We start from the raw sequence: 20,578 nt of genomic DNA on the forward strand, positions 1-20,578 counted from the left end.
GGTGAGTAACGTCACGAATCGATGTGACTACTCAGCGTCATGGCAGGAGATGTTCCACATGACCCAGTCCACGGAGACCGAACTGCCCCCCTGGCCGCCGACCACCTCCCCGCACAGCCCGTTCACCCTCCTCGACGACACCGAACGACAGCGGTACCCCGGCCCGGTGACCCGGGTGCTGCTGCCCACCGGCGCCACCGCCTGGCTGGTCAGCCGGCACGCCGAGGTACGCCAACTGCTGCGCCACCCGGCGTTCAGTTCCGACCTGAACCGTCCCGGATTCCCGCTGCTGCGCCCGCTGCCCCCCGAGACGGTGCGGAACTCCCGGGGCGCGTTCCTCCAGATGGACGGCGCGGCGCACACCCGCCTGCGGCGGATGCTCACCGCCGAGTTCATGATCAAGAATGTCCGGCGGATCGAACCGCTGATCCACCGGACCGCCGGCGAGGCCCTGACCGACCTGGCCGCCGCCGGCCCGCCGGCCGACCTCGTGTCGACCGTCGCCCTGCCCCTGCCGTCCAAGGTGATCTGCCACCTGCTCGGCGTCCCCTACGCCGACCACGACTTCTTCCAGTCGCGCAGCCGTCTGCTGCTCGACCGCCGGGTGCCGGCGGAGCAGCTCCAGCACGCCGCCCAGGAGCTACGGGCGTTCCTCCGTTCGCTTGTCGACGCCAAGCGGGCCCGTCCCGACGGCGGGGAGGACCTGCTGGGCCGGTTGGTCCGGGACCGGGTCGAGCCGGGTGAACTCGAGGTCGACGAGCTGGTCGGGATGGCCCTGCTGCTGCTCGTCGCCGGGCACGAGACCACCGCCAACATGCTCGGCCTGAGCGTCCTGCTACTGACCCGCGACCCCGGGCGGTGGGCGCTCCTGCGCGACCGGCCGGAACTCGCGCCGGGGATGGTGGACGAGCTGCTGCGCTACCTCAGCATCGTGCGGACCGGACTGTTCCGGGTCGCCACCGAGGACGTCGAGATCGGCGGCCGGACGATCCGGGCCGGCGACGGGGTGATCGCCCTGATCGCCCTGGCGAACCGGGACACCGAGGTCTTCGACGACCCCGACGAGTTCGACCCGTACCGGGAGGCCCACCAGCACGTCGCCTTCGGGTTCGGGGTGCACCAGTGCATCGGGCAACCCCTCGCCCGTGCCGAACTGCGCATCACGCTGGTGGAGCTGGCCCGCCGCTTCCCCGGCCTGCGGGTCACCGCGGACCCGCAGGAGCTGACCACCCGCAACGACTCCATCGTGTTCGGCCTCGACACCCTCCCGGTGACCTGGTGACGCCCGCCCCACGACAGCCATCGGCGGAGACGACGCCGCGGGTGGCCGTCGACCGGGAGCGGTGCTGCGGGGCGGGCAACTGCGTCCTGACCGCCCCGGAGGTCTTCGACCAGGACGACACCGACGGCCTGGTGCTGCTACGCGACCCCGCACCGCGGGCCGCGTTGCGCGACCGCGTCCAGCGGGCCGTCGACCTCTGCCCGGCAGGGGCGATCCGGATCGGCTGACGGTACGGGGTGGGCGTGCGCCACCTCCATCAGCGCCGCGCTGGTCGGGTGCCCGGCCCCGTGACCCGGGCACCCGACCGGCGGCCGCTCACGGGAGGATTTCGACGTACCCGTCGGTGCCGTGCACGCAGATCCGCTGCCCGTCCTGGATCAGCCGGGTGGCCTCCACCACCCCGACGACGGCCGGCAGGCCGTACTCCCGGGCGACCACCGCGCCGTGGGTCATCAGGCCACCGACCTCGGTCACCAGCCCGGCCACGGTGACGAACAGCGGCGTCCAGCTGGGATCGGTGTACGGCGTGACGAGGATGTCCCCCGGTTCGATATCGGCCTGTGCCATGTCCCGTACGACGCGCGCCCGACCCTCGACGGTCCCGGCCGAGACCGCCAGGCCGACCAGCGCTCCGGCCGGCACGTCGTCCCGCCGGTACGTCCCGGCGACGATCTCGCCCTCCGAGGTGAGCACCCGAGGTGGGGTGAGCGCCCGGTACGACAGGTGCTCCGCCATCCGTCGGCGGATGAGCCCGTCGTCGACCCGGCGGGTGCGGACGACCTCGTCGAGTTCGGGGAACGTGAGGTACCAGATGTCCTCCCGGTCCCGCAGCACACCGTCGGCCACCAGGCGGTCGGCCTCGGCCAGCAGCGCCTGCTTGTAGGCGAAGGTGCGGGTGACCATGCCGTACTTCGGGTACTCCCGGTAGCCGACGAACGTCCGGGCCCGGTCGATCATCCGTTTGGTCCGGTCGGCCTTGTCCGCGCCGCCGTCGGGCAGGGCCCGCAGCCGCTCCAGCACCTCCCGCTCCTTGTCCCGCGCCGTCCGCAGGCCCTGCTCGAAGTGCCGCCCGCCGGCCCCCGGCGCGAAGTTCCTGATGTTGCCCAGGATCAGCGGCACCAGCATGGCGGGACGTTCCCGCCAGCGGGGCCGGGTGATGTCGATCTCGCCGACCCCCCGCATGCCGTACCGGTCGAGCCAGGACGCGATGGCCACCCGGGCCTCCCGGCCACCGGCGAGCTGGTCCAGCCCGGCCAGCAGGTCGTCCGGCCCGCCGGGGCCGTCGTGCTCCCGGTCGGGCCCGCCGTCGTCCGCCACCCGGCCCAGGAAGGCCACGACCTCCGGGTACGGCCGGATCGCGTCCGCGACGTCCAGCAGGGCCAGCCCCATCTCCGAGGTGACGTTGTGCGGGACGGACTGGGTGAGCGGGTCGGCGGCGTTGCGCTCACCGAGCCACTCCTGCAGGTGCTCGTTGAGCCACCAGACCGCCTCCATCCCGGCCATGATGACCGGGATGCTCCTCGGGTCGATCATCATGCGGGTCAGCCGGGGGAAGTCGGTCCGGATGACATCGAGCAGCGCCGGCCCGGACTTCGTCCGGATCTCGCGGCGCAGGGCGGCGTTGGCCTCGTCGATCCGGGTGATCAGCTCGGTGACCAGCGCGGGATCGGTCTCGACGGGCGGTGCCGCCGGACCGGGTGGCGGGCCGGCGGGCTTCTCGTCCGGCACCTCCCGGACGAAGTCACCGCGCTCCACGACGGTCCGCAACGCGTCCCCGATCAGCGGGTCGGATCTGCCCAGGGCCGCCAGCAGGCCGGCCCGGCGGGTCGGCGACGCCAGCTCGGGCGTCACGTCGGCGAACAACCGGCCGGCGGCCTCGTACATGGGCCGGGCGGCGATCAGCTGGTACATCGAGTACCCGAGGGGTTTCATCGGGTCGGTCATCATCTGCTGGTGGCCCACGGAGACGTAGACGTGGTTGTCGGTGTCGTCGGCCACCGGGACGGGGAACAGCGTGGTGACCGGCCGGGTCTGGACGATCTGGAAGTCGTCGTCGACCAGGCACCACTCCACGTCCTGCGGCTGGCCGAAGTGCGCCTCGATCCGCCGGCCCAGCCGCGCCAGCCGGACGACCTGCGGGTCGGTCAGCGCCGGCTGGTCCTGCCGCTGCGGGTCGATCGCCACCACCCGCGTCCCGCCGGTCGTCGTGGTGCGCAGGGCATGGCGTTTGGCGGCGATCGTCCGGGCGACGACGCGGTCGTCGCGGACCCGGAACACGTCCGCGTCGACCAGTCCGGAGATCAGGGCCTCGCCGAGGCCGAACCCGGCCTCCACGAAGGAGACCCGCCGGTTGCCGGTGACGGGATCGGCGGTGAACAGGACGCCCGCCGCCCCGGCGGGGACCATCCGCTGGACGACCACCGCCATCGCGACCCGGCGGTGGTCGATGCCGTTGCGCTGGCGGTAGGTGACGGCCCGTGCGGTGAACAGCGAGCCCCAGCACCGGCTGATCTGCCGCAGGACCGCGGCCGGGCCGACCACGTTGAGGTAGCTGTCCTGCTGGCCCGCGAAGGAGGCGGTCGGCAGGTCCTCCGCCGTCGCGCTGGACCGCACGGCGTACCCGCCGTGCCCGCCGAGCGCTGCGAGGGCACGGGTGACCTCCGTCGCGACGTCGTCGGGCACGGTGACGCCCTCGATGGTCCGGCGGAGCTGCGCGCTGAGGACGCCGATCGCCGCCCGGTCGGTGGGTGCCAGCCGGGCCAGCCGGTCGAGTTGCCCGTCGAGTCCCGGTGCCAGCGCGGTGACCCGCCGGAAGGCGTCCGTCGTCACGCAGAAGCCCGCCGGCACCCGGACCCCGTCGAGCCGGGTCAGCCCGCCGAGGTGGGCACCCTTGCCGCCGACCAGTTCCCGCTGCGTCGGGTCGACCTCACGCAGCCCCCGTACGTACCGCCCGCTCATCGTAAGGACCCCGGGACGGTGGGCCCCGGCTGCAGGACGGCGGCAGGGTGGTTCAGCGGTCCCGAATATGTCGTCGGGTACGTGGACATCATTTCGCCTTCCGCTGGTGATGGGGTCGCCGGCGCATCGTGGTGATGCATTTCCGCAGGTGGCGACCACGGCTGACGATTCTGCGGGGTGACCCGGGTCTTGCGGCAAGTCCCCCCGTGCGCTATATGTTGGGAGAGCAGGAAATGGTGGGCGCGAGAGAATGGTGAACGCGCCCGGCGAAAACGTTTTCACCTGGTCGCCTGTCGATATCGGGACCGGGGCGCGCTGCGGCTCGACACGCCGGTGACCGGTGCGCCGACCTCAGCGGATCAATGCGTCGACGTCCAACCCTGCGCGCGCAGCCGTTCGATGCCGTCCAGCAGCAGGTCCAGCGCGAACTCGAACTCGAACTGGTCGTCGCAGCCCGCCCCGACGACGGAGCCGGTGTCGTGCGCGGCGGCGGTGGCGATCTCCGCGACGTGCGGGAACCGGGCCGCGACCTCCGGCGGCAGGGGCGCCGGGGGTGTCGGGGCGGTCGGTCCGGTCCGGCCTGCCTGCCGGGACGCGTCGAACAACTCCTGGCTGAAGCCCAGGATGCGGCTGCCCAGGGCGTGCATGACGTGGTGGGTGAGGTCGGCGGAGAGCCCGCCGGCCCGCAGTGCCCCGATCATCGAGTCGAGGTAGCCGAGGACGGCCGGCGTCGCGGTGCTCCGCGACTCGATAGCCAGCGACGCCCAGGGGTGCCGGCGTAGCACCTGCCGGGCCGAGAGGACCCGGCGACGGATCGCGGGTTGCCAGCCGACGCCCGGTGTGAGCGGCTCGATCTCGCCGACCACCACGTCGATCATGCCGTCGAGCAGTTCGTCCTTGTTGGCCACGTGCTTGTAGAGGGCCATCGGCACGACGCCCAACTCCTGGGCGAGGTTGCGCATGCTGAGCGACTCGATGCCGGCCCCGTCGGCGAGCGTGACGGCGGCGCGCAGGATGCGGTCCCTGCTCAGCGGCGTCCGGCGCAGCGTCTCAGCCTGCTCGGCCATCTCGGTTCCCGTCCTCGGTCGGCGAGGGAAACCATAACCGCATTGACAGGTGTACGGCGTACACCTACCGTGGGGACACGGCGGTGTACGCCGTACACTCCTGAGGAGGAACCGTGAAGGCGATCGTGCAGGACCGGTACGGCCCGCCGGAGACGTTGACCCTCGCCGAGGTCGACGTGCCGGTGCCCGCCGCCGACGAGGTGCTCGTCCGGGTCGAGGCCGCCGCGCTCAACGCGTACGACTGGCACGTGATGCGGGGCGATCCCCGGATGGCGCGGCTGGCCCTGGGCCCGACGCGGCCCCGGGCCCGGATCCGGGGGCGTGACTTCGCCGGCCGGGTCGAGGCCGTCGGCGTCGACGTGCGGGGCCTGGGCCCGGGCGACAGCGTGTTCGGTGACGCCGGGGACACCGACGGCGCGTTCGCCGAGTACGTGAGCGTGCCCGCCACCCTGGTCGCGTCGAGGCCGGCGAACCTGACCGCGCCGCAGGCGGCGGCCCTGCCGCTGGCCGGGGTCACCGCGCTGCAGGGGCTGCGCGACGCGGCCCGGGTCGCGCCCGGCCAGCGGGTGCTGGTCAACGGCGCCTCCGGCGGCGTCGGCACCCTGGCCGTCCAGCTCGCCCGGGCGCTCGGCGCGACGGTGACCGGGGTGTGCAGCACCCGCAACGTCGAGCTGGTCCGCTCCCTCGGCTGCGACCACGTCGTCGACCACACCCGTGCGGACTTCACCCGGGGCGGCCGGCACGACGTGGTGTTCGACCTGGTCGGCAACCGTTCGCTCAGCGCGCTGCGACGGGCCCTGACCCCGACCGGGACGCTGGTGCTCTCCGGCGGCGGGGTGTACCGGGGCGGCAGCCTGCTCGGACCGGTCCGGCTCCTCGCCCGGGGGCGGCTGCTGGCCCCCTTCGTCCGGCAGCGCATCGTCGTCCTGACCGCGACCCCCGGGCGGGAGCACCTCGACGTGCTCCGCGCGTACGCCGAGGCCGGCCGCCTCACCCCGGTCATCGACCGGACCTGCGTGTTGTCCGAGGTGCCCCGCGCCATCGCCCGTCTCGAAGGCGGGCACGCCCGGGCGAAGACGGTCGTCACCATCTGAGCGTCGACGCCGCGACCGATCCGGCCGGGTTCCCGATTCGCCGGTCAAGTGCGCCCGGCTCAGAGTTTCGTCAGGATCACCTGTCAATCAGCTGGCAATGGTGAAAGCGCTTCGATTTCCCGCTCCAGCACTGTCGGCGAGCGGTGAATCTCATTTACCATCGTCGATGCCACGCCTCGTTCATCCGCCGTTCACCTTGCCGACGGCCGGCCGTCGAGGCGTCGCACCGCGCCCGGGCCCCGCGCATCCCCTCCGCCCGCACCGAGGAACAGGACCCCCATGACAGCCACCGCACGCCGTACCGCCGTCCTGGCCGGCCTCACCGCCACCCTGCTGGCCGGCCCGCTCGCCGTCGCCGCCGTCGCCGCCGCGACCGCAACGATCACCCTCAACGGCTCCAGCGCGAGCGTCACCGGCAGCAACGTCACCGTCGCCGGCAGCGCCGTCACCATCACCGCGCCCGGCTCCTACGAGATCAGGGGCACGCTGAACAACGGCTACGTCAAGGTCGACACCGCCGTCACCGGCACCGTGGAAATCGTCCTCGCCGGGGCCTCGATCACCAACTCCACCTCCTCGCCGCTGTACGTGACGAACGCCAGCGCGGTCACCCTCACGCTGGCGGCCGGCACCAGCAACAACCTCACCGACGCGGCGACGTACACCAACACCGGCGAGCCGGACGCCGCCCTGTTCAGCGCCGCCGACCTGACCATCGGCGGCACCGGCGCGCTGACCGTGCGCGCCAACCACGCCGACGGCATCGTCAGCAAGGACGACCTGGTCGTCCAGTCCGGCACCATCACCGTCAACGCGGTGGACGACGCGATCCGGGGCAAGGACTCGCTCACCGTCAACGGCGGCACGATCGCCGTGACCTCGTCCGGCGGCGACGGGCTCAAGTCCAACGACACCGAGGCCGGCAAGGGCGTGCTCACCATCACCAACGGCACCATCACGGCCTCGGTCGCCGACGACGCCATCAAGGGTGAGAACGTCCTGAACATCTCCGGCGGCACCATCAACGTCACCCGGTCGTACGAGGCGCTGGAAGGGCTCCAGACCACCATCAGCGGCGGCAACATCACGGTCGTGGCCAGCGACGACGCGGTCAACGCCGCCGAGGAGGGCCTCGGCCACATGGAACCGTCCGCGATCGCGTTCATCAAGGTCACCGGCGGCACGGTGGTGGCCACCGGCGGCACGGACGGCTTCGACTCCAACGGGTCGCTCACCTTCGCCGGCGGCACCGTGGTGGCCCGGGGCTCCAGCACCCGGGGCGGCGGCGAGGGCGCGATCGACGCCGACGGCCCGATCTCCTTCACCGGCGGCACGGTGGTGGGCGCGGCGCTGACCTCACTGGCCGTGTTCCGGGCGGTGCCGAACACCGGCCAGGGCTGGGTGGCCCCCCGGTTCAACGCCAACCTGGCCGCCAACACCATCGTGCACGTCGTGTCCGGCAGCACAGTGCTGGGCTCCTACCGGACCTCGGCCACCGTGCGGGAGGTCGTCTTCTCGTCCAACCGGATCACCAACGGCCAGCGGTACGACATCTACACCGGCGGCAGCGTGACCGGCACCAACGTCGGCGGTCTCTACACCGGCGGCAGCATCACCGGGGCCACCCGGGTGCTGACCGGTGTCACCGCCGGCAAGTACGGGCGGTACTGAGCCCCCGGGCGTCGCGGTTCGGGCCCGGTCGGGTCCGAACCGCAACCCGGCGGGGCCGACGGTGTCCGCCGTCGGCCCCGCCGGTGCACCACTGCCAGATCCGATGCCCCACCGCCGGACGCCGTACGTGGGAAACGGCCGGCGGACACCCCAAGGAGCAAACATGTCCCGCTTGGTCCTGGCCGGAATGGACCTGGTCGCCGTGGTCCTGCTCGTCTTCGCGCTGTACTTCCCGCGCCACCGACGGCGGGACCTGGTGGTGGCCTACCTCGGCGTCAACGTCGGCGTCTTCGCGGTGGCCAGCTCACTGAGCAGCAGCACCGTCGGTGCCGGGCTCGGGCTGGGCCTCTTCGGCGTGCTGTCGATCATCCGGCTCCGCTCCACGGAACTCGACCAGCACGAGGTGGCGTACTACTTCTCGGCGCTCGCGCTCGGCATCCTCGGCCCGCTCGCCGGCACCTCGGTCTGGACGGTCGGCGCGTTGACGGCGCTGATCCTCGCCGTGATGTTCGTCGGGGACCATCCCCGGCTGCTGCGCCGGTACCGGCGGCACGTCATCGTGCTGGACAGCGCGGTCACCGACTCGGTCGCCCTCACCGCGCACCTGGAGCAACTGCTGGGCGCCCGGGTGCACAACGTCAACGTCGAGCGGGTCGACCTGGTCAACGACACCACGGTCGTGGACGTCCGCTACTCGCGGCCCAGGGTCACCGCCACCGGCGGGCGGCGACCGGTCGACGCGGGCGCGGCCCGGTGACCGCCGTCGACCCGTCCGTCACGGCGCTGGCCCAGCTCACGCCGATCGGGCTCGCGGAACTGACCGAGCGCGCCGCGCTACAGACCCGGTTCGACCGCAAGTACCTCCTGCCGCTGGCCGAACTGCCGCGCCTGCTCGCCGGGCTCGACCACACCGACCAGGTGCTGGAGATCGACGGCAGGCGCGCGTTCCGCTACGAGTCGATCTACTTCGACACCGCCGACCTGGTCAGCTTCCGGCTCACCGCCCGCCGACGCCGACGCCGCTTCAAGATCAGGACGCGGACCTACCTGGACTCCGGCCTGTGCTGGCTGGAGGTGAAGACGGAGGGCACCCGGGGCGGCACGGTCAAGGAGCGCCTGCCCTACCGCCCCGACGACAGCGGCACCCTCGCCCCCGGCCGGTCGTTCGTCGACGGGGTGCTCGCGGCGCTGAGCACCGGGCCCGACCTGGCCTTCTCGCCGACCCTCACCACCAGCTACCTGCGCAGCACGCTCTACCTGCCGGCGACCGCCAGCCGGGCGACCATCGACGTCGCGCTGCGCTGGGAGGACCGGCGCGGCCGTCGGCTGGCGCTGCCCGAGCTGGCCATCATCGAGACCAAGACCGGCTCCACCGCCTCCCACGTCGACCGGCTGCTCTGGCGGCAGGGGCACCGCCCGGTGGCCATCTCCAAGTACGCGACCGGTCTGGCCGCGCTCGACCCCGAACTGCCCGCCGGGCGCTGGCGACGCACCCTGCGCCGGCACTTCCATCCCGTGCCCGCCTGGCAGGGGACGCCTCACCCCGGAGGAGAGGTCGCCGTGGGTCCCGGCGGCAGCCGCAACGCGTAACCGACACCCCGGACGGTGTGAATCAGGGGCGGGTCCCAACGGTCGATCTTCCTGCGCAGGCAGTGGACGTACGACTCGACGATCCGGCCGTCGCCGCCGAAGCGGTAGTGCCACACCCCGTCGAGGATCTGCGCCTTGCTGACCACCCGGCCCGAGTTGGCGAGCAGGAACCGCAGCAGGTTGAACTCGGTGGGCGACAACGGCACCGGGTGCCCGCCCCGGCGCACCTCGTGGGCCTCCTCGTCCAGTTCCAGGTCGGCGAAGCACAGCAGGCCGTCGTCCCGCGCCTGTCGGTCAGCCCCGCACCGCCGTAGGACCGCCCGCACCCGGAGCACCAGCTCCTCCAGGCTGAACGGCTTGGTGACGTAGTCGTCGGCCCCGGCGGCCAGCCCGGCGATGCGGTCGGCCAGCTCGTCGCGGGCGGTGAGGAACAGCACCGGCACCCCGGGGCCCGGCCCGGCCCACAGGCTGCGGGCGACCTGGAAACCGTCCACGTCCGGGAGCATCACGTCGAGCACCACCAGGTGCGGGTCGAAGTCCGCTGCCACGACCAGCGCCTCCCGGCCGTCGGCGGCCACCCGGACCTCGAACTCGTGTCTGCCCAACGTCGCCGAGAGCAGCATCCGCAGGTTCGGATCGTCGTCCACGACGAGCACCCTGGACATCGGGGTATTCACGCACTGTTCGTACGGGACATGGTGGGGAACGGCCTCGCAGTCGGCTGTGGATCAGCTGTGAACGCCCTGCGACCGACGACCGGACGGTCGCCCGGGACCGCCCACCCGACGCGAGGTCGGGTGGGCGGCCGTGGCGCTCAGGGGCTGGTGCAGGTCGGCGACGGGCTGGTCGGCGTGCCGGTGCCGAGGAAGCCGAAGGTCGTCGAGGTGCCGGGGGCGAGGGTGCCGTTGTAGGTCGCGTTGCGCACGGTCACGGTGGTGCCGCTGGTGCTCAGCGTGCCGTTCCAGACCTGGCTGATGGCCTGTCCGCCGGCCAACTGCCAACGGGTGGTCCAGCCGTCGACGGCGGCGCTGCCGGCGGTCACCGTGACCTCGCCCTGGAAGCCACCCGACCACGAGCCGATCGTGCGGTACGTCGCGGTGCAGGCGGTGCCGGGCGGCGGGGTCGTGGGCGGCGGCGTGGTCGGCGGTGGCGTGGTGGGGGGTGGCGTGGTCGGCGGCGGCGTGGTGGGGGGTGGGGTCGTCGTCGCCGGCGGGGTGGCCGGGATCGTCGGCCCGCCCGGCGGCACCAGCGGGCAGGTGGAGCTGTACCGGGAGACGCCGGTGCTGTTCGCCAGCGGGCAGAGGAACTGCGTGTAGCGGGTGTCGTAGTCCAGGAAGATCTTGAGCCAGGGGATCAGCAGCCGCATCTCGGTCGGGTTCGACCTGGTGAACGACAGGTGGTCGTTGCCGGCCAGCTCCGCCCAGGCGTGCTCCACCCCGGCGGGCAGCGTGTTGTAGATGCCCTGCACGTAGGACGGGGTGACCGTGCCGTCGTTCTGCCCCGACAGGAGCAGGGTGGGGACCTGGGTGGTGGACATGTTCAGGTTGTTGCCGGGCGTACCGGGGGCGAGGCCGACCGCGGTCCGCAGCGACGGCCGCCGCAGCGCGGCCAGCAGGGTGCCGGCTCCACCCGCGGAGTGGCCCATCACGCTGAGCCGGTTGGGGTCCACCCGGCTGCGCACCGGGCTGGTCCGGGTGAGGTAGTCCAGCCCCGCGAGCAGCTGGGTGGCCCGGGCGTCGGCGCCGTCGGTCCGGCTGTTGGTCTCGATCCCGAGCACCACGAACCCGAAGGACGCCAGCCAGGGGCCCATCCAGGCCTCCTCGTTGGCGAACAGGGCGGAGTACCCGGGCACGATCGCCACCGCGCCCCAGGTGCCCAGGCTGGTGTCGGTCGGGTAGTAGACGAACCCGCCGTTGAAGCCGTTGCCCGCCGGCACGGTCGCCTGCGTGGTGGCGAACGGCCCCCGGGTGGCGGCCACACTGGCCGGGGTCGGGTCCGGGCCACGCTGGTAGGGGTTGTCCGCCGCCGCCACCGCGGCGTGCGGCGCGGTCGCGGTCACCACGAGGCCGAGGAGCACCGCGAGGCCGGCCGAGAGCCAGCTCACGGACCGGGCCACGGAGGTCCGGCGGCCGGCCGGAGGCGGGGTCGGGGGTCGATCTGTCGGTAGCGTCACTTCAGGCATCTCCTTCGTTGGACGGGGCTGCGGGCTACCGCCGGCTCCACTGCTGGTTGGCCTGGCCGTTGCAGGTCCACAGGACGAGCTTCGTGCCGTTGGCGGTGGCCCCGCCGTTGGCGTCGAGGCAGAGGCCGGACTGCACGCCGGTGATGGTGCCGTTGGCGTTGACGTTCCACTGCTGGTTGGTGCCGCCGTGGCAGTCGTACGTGGTGACGAGGGTGCCCGGGGTGGTGCCGTAGCCGGCGGCGTCCAGACACTTGGTGCCGAGCACTGTCAACGCCCGACCGGAGGTGTACGTCCACTGCTGGTTGGTGCCGCCGTGGCAGTCCCAGAGCTGCAACTGGAGCCCGTTGGTGGTGGCGGAGCCGGGCACGTCGACGCACCGGCCCGACGGGGTGCCCACGATCGTGGTGGTCTGTCCGCCGCTGTTGCCCGGGTTGCCGATGCTGCCGGGCACCGACTGCAGGGCGCTGTACCAGCGGGCGGCCATCTTGTCGTAGCCGCCGGAGGTGGGGTGGATGCCGTCGATCAGGTCGGCGGTGGTCAGGGCGCTCTGCATGTCGACCAGGTGCACCCGCTTGCCGGCGTTCACCTTGCTCTGCACGATGCCCGGGATCGCCGCGTTGAAGGTGCGCGCGGCCGCCGCCTGGTTGCCGTTGGAGAGCGTGATGATCTGAGCGACGAACACCTCGGCGGTGGGTGCGGTGGTGGTGATCTTGTCGATCAGGGTGGAGAGCCGGTTCGGCGCGGTGCCCACGTTGTAGTTCTGGAGGATGTCGTTGGTGCCGATGTGCAGCAGCACGGTCTGCGGACGCTGGGTGTTCAGCCAGCCGACGATGTTCGCGTCGATCTGGTCGATGCGCCAGCCGGGGTGCCCCTGGTGGTCGTGGTCACCCAGGCTGGCCGGCCCGTTGAACTGCGATCCGACGAAGTCGATCGTGTAACGGCCGGCGGCCAGGCGCTGCCAGAGCCCGATCCGGTAGCCGCCGGGCACCTGGGTGCCCTCGGTGATGGAGTCGCCGAGCGGCATGACCCGTACCCCGCCGTTGGATTCGGCGTGGGCGGGGCCGGTCGGTGTCACCACCCCGGCGGTCATGACGCCGAGTACGGCGAGCGCCGCGAGCCATCGTGCCCTCGTTCGCATGGACTTCTCCCCTGGATCGGTGGAGCTGGCCGAGGGCGTGGGCCGGTCGGACGGCCGCCGTGGTGAGGGGCGGCACGCCGGTGACGCGGATCGGCCGGACCGGACGGCCAGCGACCGCCGGGTCCCGCCGGGCACACGCCGATCGCCGCCCCGACAGGACGGGGCGGCCTCGGCACCGGGACGGGTGTGAGCGTTAACAACGACCATTGTAAATACTTGTCGCTGACCTGGTCCAGTTCGGCCTCACCGCCGGCCTCCCGGCGGAAGGCGACCGGGCACCCGGACGGGCCGGCGCGTTCATACCCGTCCGCTCCGGGTGCCGCCGCGTCGGCGGTGCCGCGACCGTGCCGTCAGTCGGCGTCCCCGGGGACCGGGGCGGTCGCCCGCGTCCCACCGGTACCCGCACCGGCGACCCGCACCGGGGGTGGGGCGGCCCGCCACACCAGCGGGCCGCCCCGTCCCTTCGTCACCCGTGCCTCAGGGCTGCGGCAGCGCCGCGTCGATGATCGCGGCCTGCTCGACCTCGTGCTGCTTGGCGGAGCCGACCGCCGGGGCGGCGGCGGCCGGGCGGGAGATGCGGCGCAGCCGCACCCCGTCCAGGTGCTCCACCAGGTTGAGCGCCACGAACGACCAGGCGCCCTGGTTCGCCGGCTCCTCCTGCACCCAGGCGACGTCCTCCGCACGGGGGTACCGGTCGAGCACCGCCTTGAGTTCCTCGACCGGTAGCGGGTAGAGCTGCTCCAACCGGACGATGGCGGTGTCGCCAATGCCGCGGTCGGCACGGGCCTGCACCAGGTCGTAGTAGACCTTTCCGGAGCAGAGCAGCACCCGCCTGACCGTCTCGGCGGCCGGCGACTCGACACCCGGCCCGCCGTCGTCCAGCACCGGTCGGAAGCCGCCGCCGGTGAAGTCCGCAACCTCCGAGACGCAGAGCCGGTGCCGCAGCAACGACTTCGGCGAGAAGACCACCAGCGGCTTGCGCTTGGCCGACAGGGCCTGCCGGCGCAGCAGGTGGAAGTAGTTGGCCGGGGTGCTGGGGATGGCGACCCGCATGTTGTCCTGCCCGCACAGTTGCAGGAAGCGTTCCGGCCGCCCGGACGAGTGGTCCGGCCCCTGCCCCTCCTGCCCGTGCGGCAGCAGCAGCACCAGCGACGACCGCTGACCCCACTTCAGCTCACCGGAGGAGAGGAACTCGTCGATGATGGACTGCGCGCCGTTGGCGAAGTCACCGAACTGCGCCTCCCAGAGCACCAGCGCCTCGGGGTTCTCCACCGAGTAGCCGTACTCGAAGCCCATGGCGGCGTACTCGCTCAGCAGCGAGTCGTGCACGAAGAACCGGGCGTCGCCGCTGGCCAGGCGGGACAGCGGCAGGTACGACTCACCGGTGGCCGCGTCGACGACCGCGGCGTGCCGCGAGGTGAACGTGCCGCGTCGCGAATCCTGGCCGGCCAGCCGGACGGTGACGCCCTGGCCCAGCAGCGAGCCGAAGGCGACCAGCTCGCCGAAGCCCCAGTCGATACCGCCCTCGACCGCCATGCGTGCCCGCCGCTGCAACACCTGCTGGACCCGCTTGTGCGCGGTGAACCCCTCCGGCAGGTGCAGGTGGGCCTCGCCGACCGCACGGACGACCGACGGGTCGACGGCGGTGTCGACCTGCGGCTCGGGCTCCGCGGACCAGGACGGGCGGGCCCGCGACGGCGCGCCGGCCGCGTCCCGGCTGGCCTTGAAGACCCGCTCCAGCTCGGCCTGATACTCGCCGAGCTGCTGCTGCGCGGTCTCGACCGTGATGTCGCCCCGGCCGATCAACTCCTCGGTGTAGATCTTCCGGACGCTGCGCTTGGCATCGATGATCTCGTACATCCGGGGGTTGGTCATCGACGGGTCGTCGCCCTCGTTGTGCCCACGGCGGCGGTAGCAGACCAGGTCGATGACGACGTCCTTGTTGAACGCCTGGCGGTACTCGAAGGCCAACCGGGCGACCCGGACCACCGCCTCCGGGTCGTCGCCGTTGACGTGGAAGATCGGTGCCTGGATCATCCGGGCCACGTCGGTGCAGTAGAGCGACGAACGGCTGTACTCGGGGGCGGTGGTGAAGCCGACCTGGTTGTTGACCACCACGTGCACGGTGCCGCCGGTGCGGTAGCCACGCAGCTGGGACAGGTTGAGCGTCTCGGCGACGACCCCCTGGCCGGCGAACGCGGCGTCACCGTGGACCAGCACCGGCAGCACGGTGTAGCCCTCCAGGCCCAGGTCGAGCCGGTCCTGCTTGGCCCGGACGATGCCCTCCAGCACCGGATCGACGGCCTCCAGGTGCGACGGGTTGGCCACCACGCTGACGGTGGTGCAGTGCTGGCCGTCGGGCGTGGTGTACCTGCCGGTCTGCCCGAGGTGGTACTTCACGTCGCCGGAGCCGTGCGCCGAGTCCGGGTCCATCTGGCCCTCGAACTCGTTGAAGATCTTCTCGTACGGCTTGCCGACGATGTTGGCGAGCACGTTGAGCCGGCCCCGGTGGGCCATGCCGATGACCAGCTCGTGGAAGCCGCCCTCGGCGCAGGCCTGGAGCACCTCGTCGAGCAGCGGGATCAGCGACTCGCCGCCCTCCAGCGAGAAGCGGCGCTGGCCGACGTACTTGGTCTGCAGGAAGGTCTCGAACGCCTCGGCGGCGTTGAGCCGGTTGAGCAGGTGCTGCTGTTCGTCCGGGTCCGGCTTGGTGTACCTGATCTCGATGCGTTCCTGGATCCAGCGCCGCTCCTCCGGCTCCTGGATGTGCATGTACTCGATGCCGACCCGGCGGCAGTAGGTGTCCCGCAGGACGCCGAGCACGTCGCGCAGCCGCATCTTCTGCCGGCCGGCGAAGCCACCGACCGGGAAGGTCCGGTCGAGGTCCCACAGGGTCAGGCCGTGTTGCAGGACGTCCAGGTCGGGATGCCGGCGGATGGTGAACTCGAGCGGGTCGGTGTCGGCCATCAGGTGCCCGCGCACCCGGTAGGCGTGGATCAGCTCGATCACCCGGGCGGCCTTGTCGATCTGCCCCTCGGAGGTCCGGGCCACGTCCCGCATCCAGCGCACCGGCTCGTACGGGATACGCAGCGAGGTGAAGATGTCGTCGTACAGGCCGTGCCCGCCGAGCAGCAGTTCGTGCACCGTCTTGAGGAACTCGCCGGACTGCGCGCCCTGGATCACCCGGTGGTCGTACGTGCTGGTCAACGTGGTGACCTTGCTGATGCCGTGGTCGGCCAGGGTCTCGTCGGACATCCCCGAGTACGGCGCCGGGTACTCCATCGCGCCGACGCCGATGATCGCGCTCTGGCCGGGCATCAGCCGGGGCACCGAGTGCACGGTGCCGATGCCGCCCGGGTTGGTCAGCGAGATCGTCGTGCCCGAGTGGTCCTCCATGGTCAGCTCGCCGCGCCGGGCCCGCCGGACCACGTCCTCGTACGCCTGCCAGAACTGCCGGAAGTCCATGCTTTCGCACTTCTTGATCGACGGTACGACCAGGGTGCGGGTGCCGTCCGGCCGGGCCAGGTCGATGGCGATACCCAGGTTGACGTGCTCCGGCCGCACCAGCGCCGGCTTGCCGTCCACCTCGGCGTAGGAGTTGTTCATCTCGGGATGCGCGACGACCGCGCGCACCAGCGCCCAGCCGATCAGGTGGGTGAAGCTGACCTTGCCGCCCCGGCCCCGGGCGAGATGATTGTTGATCACGATGCGGTTGTCCACCAGCAGCTTGGCCGGCACGGCGCGGACACTGGTGGCGGTCGGCACGTGCAGCGAGCTGTTCATGTTCTGCACGATGCGGGCCGCGACCCCGCGCAGCGGGACCGTGCTCGCGGCGGTGGCCGGGTCACCCGCCGCGCCACCGCCTGACGTCTCCCCACCGGCCGCCCGGGTTCCGCCGGACCGCTCGCCGGCCAACCCGGACCGCTCAGTGGCCGACCCGGACCGCTCAGTGGACGACCCGGACCGCTCACCCGACGCGGGAGCCTTCCCGGACCGGGCGGTCGGCGGAGTCGGTGCGCCCGCTCCGGTCGCCGCCCCGGCACGGGCGTCCGCGGCCGGCGTCGTATCCGCAGCGACCGCCTCCCGAGGCGGGGTGGTCGGGCCCGAGGGCGGGACGGCAGGGCCCGAGGGCGGGGTGGTCGGGCCCGGCGGCGGGACGGTCGCGCCCGCCCCCGGTCGGTAGTCGGCGAAGAAGTCGTGCCAGGCATGGTCGACGCTCGCCGGATCGGCCAGATAACGCTGGTACATCTCGTCGACGATCCACTCGTTGGGACCGAAATCCGCGAGCGGATTGTCCTGCGAGGTCTGCTGGGTCGACACAGCCGGGTTCGCCTCTTTCACCACAGATTGACGGCACGCGACGATCTCGTCACGGTGGACGGAAATCACGTCCGATTCAGGCTACGCCGAGCCGTGCCACCATTGTGGACACGGCTGACCGCCGGTTCCGTACCGGGGCGGTGCGGTCGCCGACCGGGGTGGTCGGCGACCGCACCGCAGGTGGTGGGCCGGCCGGTGTGCCGTCGCGGCCGGTACGCAGAGCGCGCCCGGCCACCTGCCCAGGGTCACCCCGGCTACCTGCCCAGGGTCACCTTGAGGATCCGCTCGTTGCTGTTGTTGGGGATGCTGTCCTTGTCACCGCCGGTGCTCGTGGTCAGCCACAGGTTCCCGTCGAGGGTCGGCTCGACGGTCCGCAGCCGGCTGTACGTGCCGACGAAGTACTGCTGCACGTCGGTGAGGGTGTTCCCGCTGATCACCGCCCGGTACATCCGGTTGCCCCGCAGGCAGCCGAGGTAGAGCACGTCCCGGACGATGGCCAGGCCGCTGCACGACGCCTCGGCCACCGGGTAGGTGCGGATCGGGGCGATGAAGTTCGGGTTGGCGCAGCTGCCCGTGGTGCCCTCGCAGGCCGGCCACCCGTAGTTGCCGCCCCGGACGATGATGTTGGTCTCATCCATGACGTTGTTGCCGAACTCCTGCTCGAAGAGCCGGCCCCGGGAGTCGAACGCCAGCCCCTGCGGGTTGCGGTGCCCGTAGCTCCAGACCGCGTTGCCGAACGGGTTGTCCGACGGCACGGTGCCGTCGGGGCGGATCCGGAGCACCTTGCCGCCCAGGTCGTTGACGTCCTGGGCACGGTCCGGGCTCTGCCCGTCGCCGGTGGCGGCGTAGAGCATCCCGTCCGGGCCGAACCGCAGCCGCCCGCCGTTGTGGTACTTGTTGCGCGGGATGCCGGTCAGCAGCACCTGCACCGTGCCGGTCTGCAACGTCCCGTCGTAGCGGATGCGGACGATCCGGTTGTCGGTCGTGGTGGTGTGGTAGATGTACAACCACCGGTCGGTGGCGAAGCTCGACGACACGGCCAGCCCGAGCACCCCGCCCTCGCCGTTGGTGCCGGCCACGTTGGGCACCGTGCCGATGCTGCGCTTGTTGCTGCCGTCCGGGTTCATCGCGACGACGTCGAACAGGTCACGCCGGCCGTAGAGCACCGTGCCGTCGGGCAGTTGCACCAGCCCCCACGGCAGGTCCCGCTCGGTGGTGACCACCGTGGTGCCGCAGACCGCACTGGTGCAGGCCGACCCGGTACGCACGGTCACCGCGCTGCTCGCCGTGGAGGTGTTGCCCTGCGCGTCCCGGGCGACGACCGTGTAGCGGTACTCGGTGTCGGCGGCCAGCCCGGTGTCGGTGAACGAGGTCGCCGGCGGGTTGCCGGCCGTGCCGGTGACCGAGCCGACCGTCACCCCGCCGCGCAGGATGTCGTACCGGGTGACCGCCACGTTGTCGGTGGACGCCGTCCAGGTCAGGGTCACGTCGGTGCCGTTGGCGGTGGCGGCGAGGTTGGTCGGGGTGGTGGGCCGCTGGGTGTCCGACTGGCAGAACGGCGGCGTCACGGAGAGCGTGGCACTGGCCTGCGACACGTTGCCGGCGGCGTCCCGGGCGTTGACGTACCACCCCCAGGTGACGCCCTGCGCGACGGAGAGGGTGGCGGTGAGCGTGTTGCCGGCGACCGAGGTGACCAGTTGGCCGTCGTGGTAGATGTCGTAGTAGGCGACCCCGACGTCGTCCCGGGACGCCGACCAGGCGAGCGTGACCGACTGACAGGTCAGCCGGGTGCTGCGCAGGTAGCCCGGCGCGGTGGGCGGCCGGGTGTCGGCGGCGGCCCGGACGAGGGTCGTCCCGCCCGGCGTGGCCGGTGGGCCGGCGGTGACGGGTGCGCCGGCCAGGACGGTGCAGGCGCTGGTCAGCAGCGCGAGGCCGACGAGGCGACGGGGATGGCGAAGACTGGATCGCACGCGATAGGTCCCTTCCTGGAAGCCCGGTAGTGGTCAGTACGGGTAGCCGGGCACGTTGAGCCGCACGCTGTACAGCCCGGAGTCGTTCGTCCGGCCCGAGGTGACGAAGAGGGTGCGCCGGTCGGACCCGCCGAACGCCACGTTGGTGGTGCCGCTCACGCCGGAGCGGATCGTGCCGAGCTGGCTGCCCGTGGGCGAGTAGACGTGCACCAGCCCGTCGCCGCCGGAGGTCCAGTAGACGTTGCCGGCGCAGTCGATCGTGCCGCCGTCCGGGCCGCCGACGTAGTTGACGAACACGCTGCGGGGGCCGGTGCTGCCGTCGGGCTGGACGGCGTACTTGTAGATCTTGTTCTCGCCGTAGGCGCCGACGTAGAGGGTGCTGCCGTCCGGGGAGAGCGCGATGCCGTTGGGCTGGCGCAGCGCGTCGTCGACCAGCGACACCTGGCCGCCCGAGACGCGGAAGACGCTGGTCCGCCCGCTCATCTGGTCGGGGCGGTTGCCCCGCTGGAAGTTGGGGTCGGTGAAGTAGACGACACCGTCCGAGCGGACCGCCACGTCGTTGGGCGAGTTGAACGCCCGGCCCTGGTAGTTGCCGGCGACGACCCCCCGGGCCAGGTTGTCGAGCCGGTACGTCGAGACGCTGCGCTGGTCGTGCGTGGCGGCGACGAGCTGCTGCCCGTCGGGGGTGAGCGCGAGCCCGTTGCTACCGGCGTTGCCGAGGAACGTGTCGAAGGTGGCCGGCGGGGTGAACCGCCGGATCGTCGACGGCTGGACCCACTCCGACCCGGTCGGCGCGGCCATGTCGGAGAAGAGCAGGTAGCCCCGGTCGGCGATCCAGACGGGCCCCTCCAGGAACGCGAAGCCGCCCCGGATCTTCGTGGCCGTGACCGAGGTCGACGGCAGCGGCGGGCCGTAGCCGGTGCCGGCCGGGCAGACACCGGGCGGTGCGCCGGGCGGACCGGCCAGGACGGCGGACTGCCCGGTCGACAGGGCGGGCGCGGTGTCGGGGCCCGCCGGGACGGCGGCGGGCAGGGCGAGCAGCAGGCTGGCCAGCGCGGTGGCGGCCGGTTGCAGGACCATCGGGAACTCCGATCGGCGAACGGACCCGCCGTCGTCGGCGGTCGCGGGGTGGTGGCACCGGAACTGATCTACCGGTATCGATGCATCATGGGGAGCATAAATTAGGAACCACCCCACCGCATGGGTGACGATCCGCCGATCCCGGCCGGGATCCGGATTTCTCACTAAGATGCTGGTCAATGTGGCCCGATTGCCCGCCGTCGCCGGACAGCGACCGTCGGCGGAG

At 72.1% G+C, this 20,578-nt stretch carries 14 protein-coding genes; 6 read left to right on the forward strand and 8 right to left on the reverse strand.

Annotation, left to right across the window (positions count from 1 at the left end; all coding sequences use genetic code 11):
- The first annotated feature begins 58 nt into the window (after positions 1 to 58).
- A complete protein-coding gene (locus ACN268_RS20520) occupies positions 59 to 1,282 on the forward strand; it encodes a cytochrome P450 (RefSeq protein ID WP_421484583.1) in 1,224 nt (407 codons plus the stop codon).
- 41 nt (positions 1,283 to 1,323) lie between these two features.
- Positions 1,324 to 1,509: a ferredoxin gene (locus ACN268_RS20525; protein WP_204925621.1), complete on the forward strand. Its 186-nt coding sequence runs from the start codon at positions 1,324 to 1,326 to the stop codon at positions 1,507 to 1,509.
- Positions 1,510 to 1,597: 88 nt separating this feature from the next.
- Here ACN268_RS20525 and rph read toward each other — a convergent pair whose 3' ends face one another.
- Positions 1,598 to 4,240, reverse strand: coding sequence for a rifamycin-inactivating phosphotransferase (gene rph / locus ACN268_RS20530; RefSeq protein WP_421484584.1), 2,643 nt, complete (start codon positions 4,238 to 4,240; stop codon positions 1,598 to 1,600).
- A 359-nt stretch (positions 4,241 to 4,599) separates the two neighbouring features.
- The gene (locus ACN268_RS20535) at positions 4,600 to 5,307 is read right to left on the reverse strand and encodes a TetR/AcrR family transcriptional regulator (RefSeq protein WP_421411264.1); all 708 of its coding nucleotides are present in this window, start codon (positions 5,305 to 5,307) and stop codon (positions 4,600 to 4,602) included.
- Between the two features lie 113 nt (positions 5,308 to 5,420).
- Here ACN268_RS20535 and ACN268_RS20540 point away from each other — a divergent pair, with 113 nt between their 5' ends.
- The 4 genes from ACN268_RS20540 (at position 5,421) to ACN268_RS20555 (ending at position 9,662) form a co-directional block, all read left to right on the forward strand.
- The gene (locus tag ACN268_RS20540; RefSeq protein WP_421484585.1) at positions 5,421 to 6,401 is read left to right on the forward strand and encodes an NAD(P)-dependent alcohol dehydrogenase; all 981 of its coding nucleotides are present in this window, start codon (positions 5,421 to 5,423) and stop codon (positions 6,399 to 6,401) included.
- 279 nt (positions 6,402 to 6,680) lie between these two features.
- Complete coding sequence (locus ACN268_RS20545) at positions 6,681 to 8,072, forward strand: carbohydrate-binding domain-containing protein (RefSeq protein ID WP_421484586.1); 1,392 nt, start codon at positions 6,681 to 6,683, stop codon at positions 8,070 to 8,072.
- Positions 8,073 to 8,235: 163 nt separating this feature from the next.
- The gene (locus tag ACN268_RS20550) at positions 8,236 to 8,829 is read left to right on the forward strand and encodes a DUF4956 domain-containing protein (protein WP_421484587.1); all 594 of its coding nucleotides are present in this window, start codon (positions 8,236 to 8,238) and stop codon (positions 8,827 to 8,829) included.
- On the forward strand, positions 8,826 to 9,662 hold the full coding sequence (locus ACN268_RS20555) for a polyphosphate polymerase domain-containing protein (RefSeq protein WP_421484588.1): 837 nt from the start codon (positions 8,826 to 8,828) through the stop codon (positions 9,660 to 9,662). The genes ACN268_RS20550 and ACN268_RS20555 overlap by 4 nt, the downstream gene beginning before the upstream one ends.
- Here ACN268_RS20555 and ACN268_RS20560 read toward each other — a convergent pair.
- From ACN268_RS20560 to ACN268_RS20585, 6 genes are all read right to left on the reverse strand, one after another.
- Complete coding sequence (locus tag ACN268_RS20560) at positions 9,611 to 10,327, reverse strand: response regulator transcription factor (protein ID WP_421484589.1); 717 nt, start codon at positions 10,325 to 10,327, stop codon at positions 9,611 to 9,613. The genes ACN268_RS20555 and ACN268_RS20560 overlap by 52 nt on opposite strands.
- A gap of 149 nt (positions 10,328 to 10,476) precedes the next feature.
- Positions 10,477 to 11,766 (reverse strand): cellulose binding domain-containing protein, encoded by a 1,290-nt coding sequence (locus ACN268_RS20565; protein WP_421484590.1) that lies wholly within the window; start codon positions 11,764 to 11,766, stop codon positions 10,477 to 10,479.
- Between the two features lie 103 nt (positions 11,767 to 11,869).
- Complete coding sequence (locus ACN268_RS20570) at positions 11,870 to 12,982, reverse strand: ricin-type beta-trefoil lectin domain protein (RefSeq protein WP_421484591.1); 1,113 nt, start codon at positions 12,980 to 12,982, stop codon at positions 11,870 to 11,872.
- A gap of 477 nt (positions 12,983 to 13,459) precedes the next feature.
- Positions 13,460 to 17,371: a multifunctional oxoglutarate decarboxylase/oxoglutarate dehydrogenase thiamine pyrophosphate-binding subunit/dihydrolipoyllysine-residue succinyltransferase subunit gene (locus ACN268_RS20575; RefSeq protein ID WP_421484592.1), complete on the reverse strand. Its 3,912-nt coding sequence runs from the start codon at positions 17,369 to 17,371 to the stop codon at positions 13,460 to 13,462.
- 185 nt (positions 17,372 to 17,556) lie between these two features.
- Positions 17,557 to 19,272, reverse strand: a complete 1,716-nt coding sequence (locus tag ACN268_RS20580) for a PQQ-dependent sugar dehydrogenase (protein ID WP_421484593.1) — start codon at positions 19,270 to 19,272, stop codon at positions 17,557 to 17,559.
- 33 nt (positions 19,273 to 19,305) lie between these two features.
- Positions 19,306 to 20,352, reverse strand: a complete 1,047-nt coding sequence (locus ACN268_RS20585) for an SMP-30/gluconolactonase/LRE family protein (RefSeq protein WP_421484594.1) — start codon at positions 20,350 to 20,352, stop codon at positions 19,306 to 19,308.
- Between the last annotated feature and the right edge of the window lie 226 nt (positions 20,353 to 20,578).

Source organism: Micromonospora sp. WMMD735 (assembly GCF_049178995.1).
Lineage (GTDB): Bacteria > Actinomycetota > Actinomycetes > Mycobacteriales > Micromonosporaceae > Micromonospora > Micromonospora wenchangensis.

Bases quoted from the DNA above. Each gene is read 5' to 3' on its own strand.
- ACN268_RS20520 (WP_421484583.1), top strand. From the start codon at position 59: ATGACCCAGTCCACGGAGACCGAACTGCCCCCCTGGCCGCCGACCACC.
- rph (WP_421484584.1), bottom strand. From the start codon at position 4,240: ATGAGCGGGCGGTACGTACGGGGGCTGCGTGAGGTCGACCCGACGCAG.
- ACN268_RS20535 (WP_421411264.1), bottom strand. From the start codon at position 5,307: ATGGCCGAGCAGGCTGAGACGCTGCGCCGGACGCCGCTGAGCAGGGAC.
- ACN268_RS20545 (WP_421484586.1), top strand. From the start codon at position 6,681: ATGACAGCCACCGCACGCCGTACCGCCGTCCTGGCCGGCCTCACCGCC.
- ACN268_RS20550 (WP_421484587.1), top strand. From the start codon at position 8,236: ATGTCCCGCTTGGTCCTGGCCGGAATGGACCTGGTCGCCGTGGTCCTG.
- ACN268_RS20560 (WP_421484589.1), bottom strand. From the start codon at position 10,327: ATGTCCAGGGTGCTCGTCGTGGACGACGATCCGAACCTGCGGATGCTG.
- ACN268_RS20570 (WP_421484591.1), bottom strand. From the start codon at position 12,982: ATGCGAACGAGGGCACGATGGCTCGCGGCGCTCGCCGTACTCGGCGTC.
- ACN268_RS20585 (WP_421484594.1), bottom strand. From the start codon at position 20,352: ATGGTCCTGCAACCGGCCGCCACCGCGCTGGCCAGCCTGCTGCTCGCC.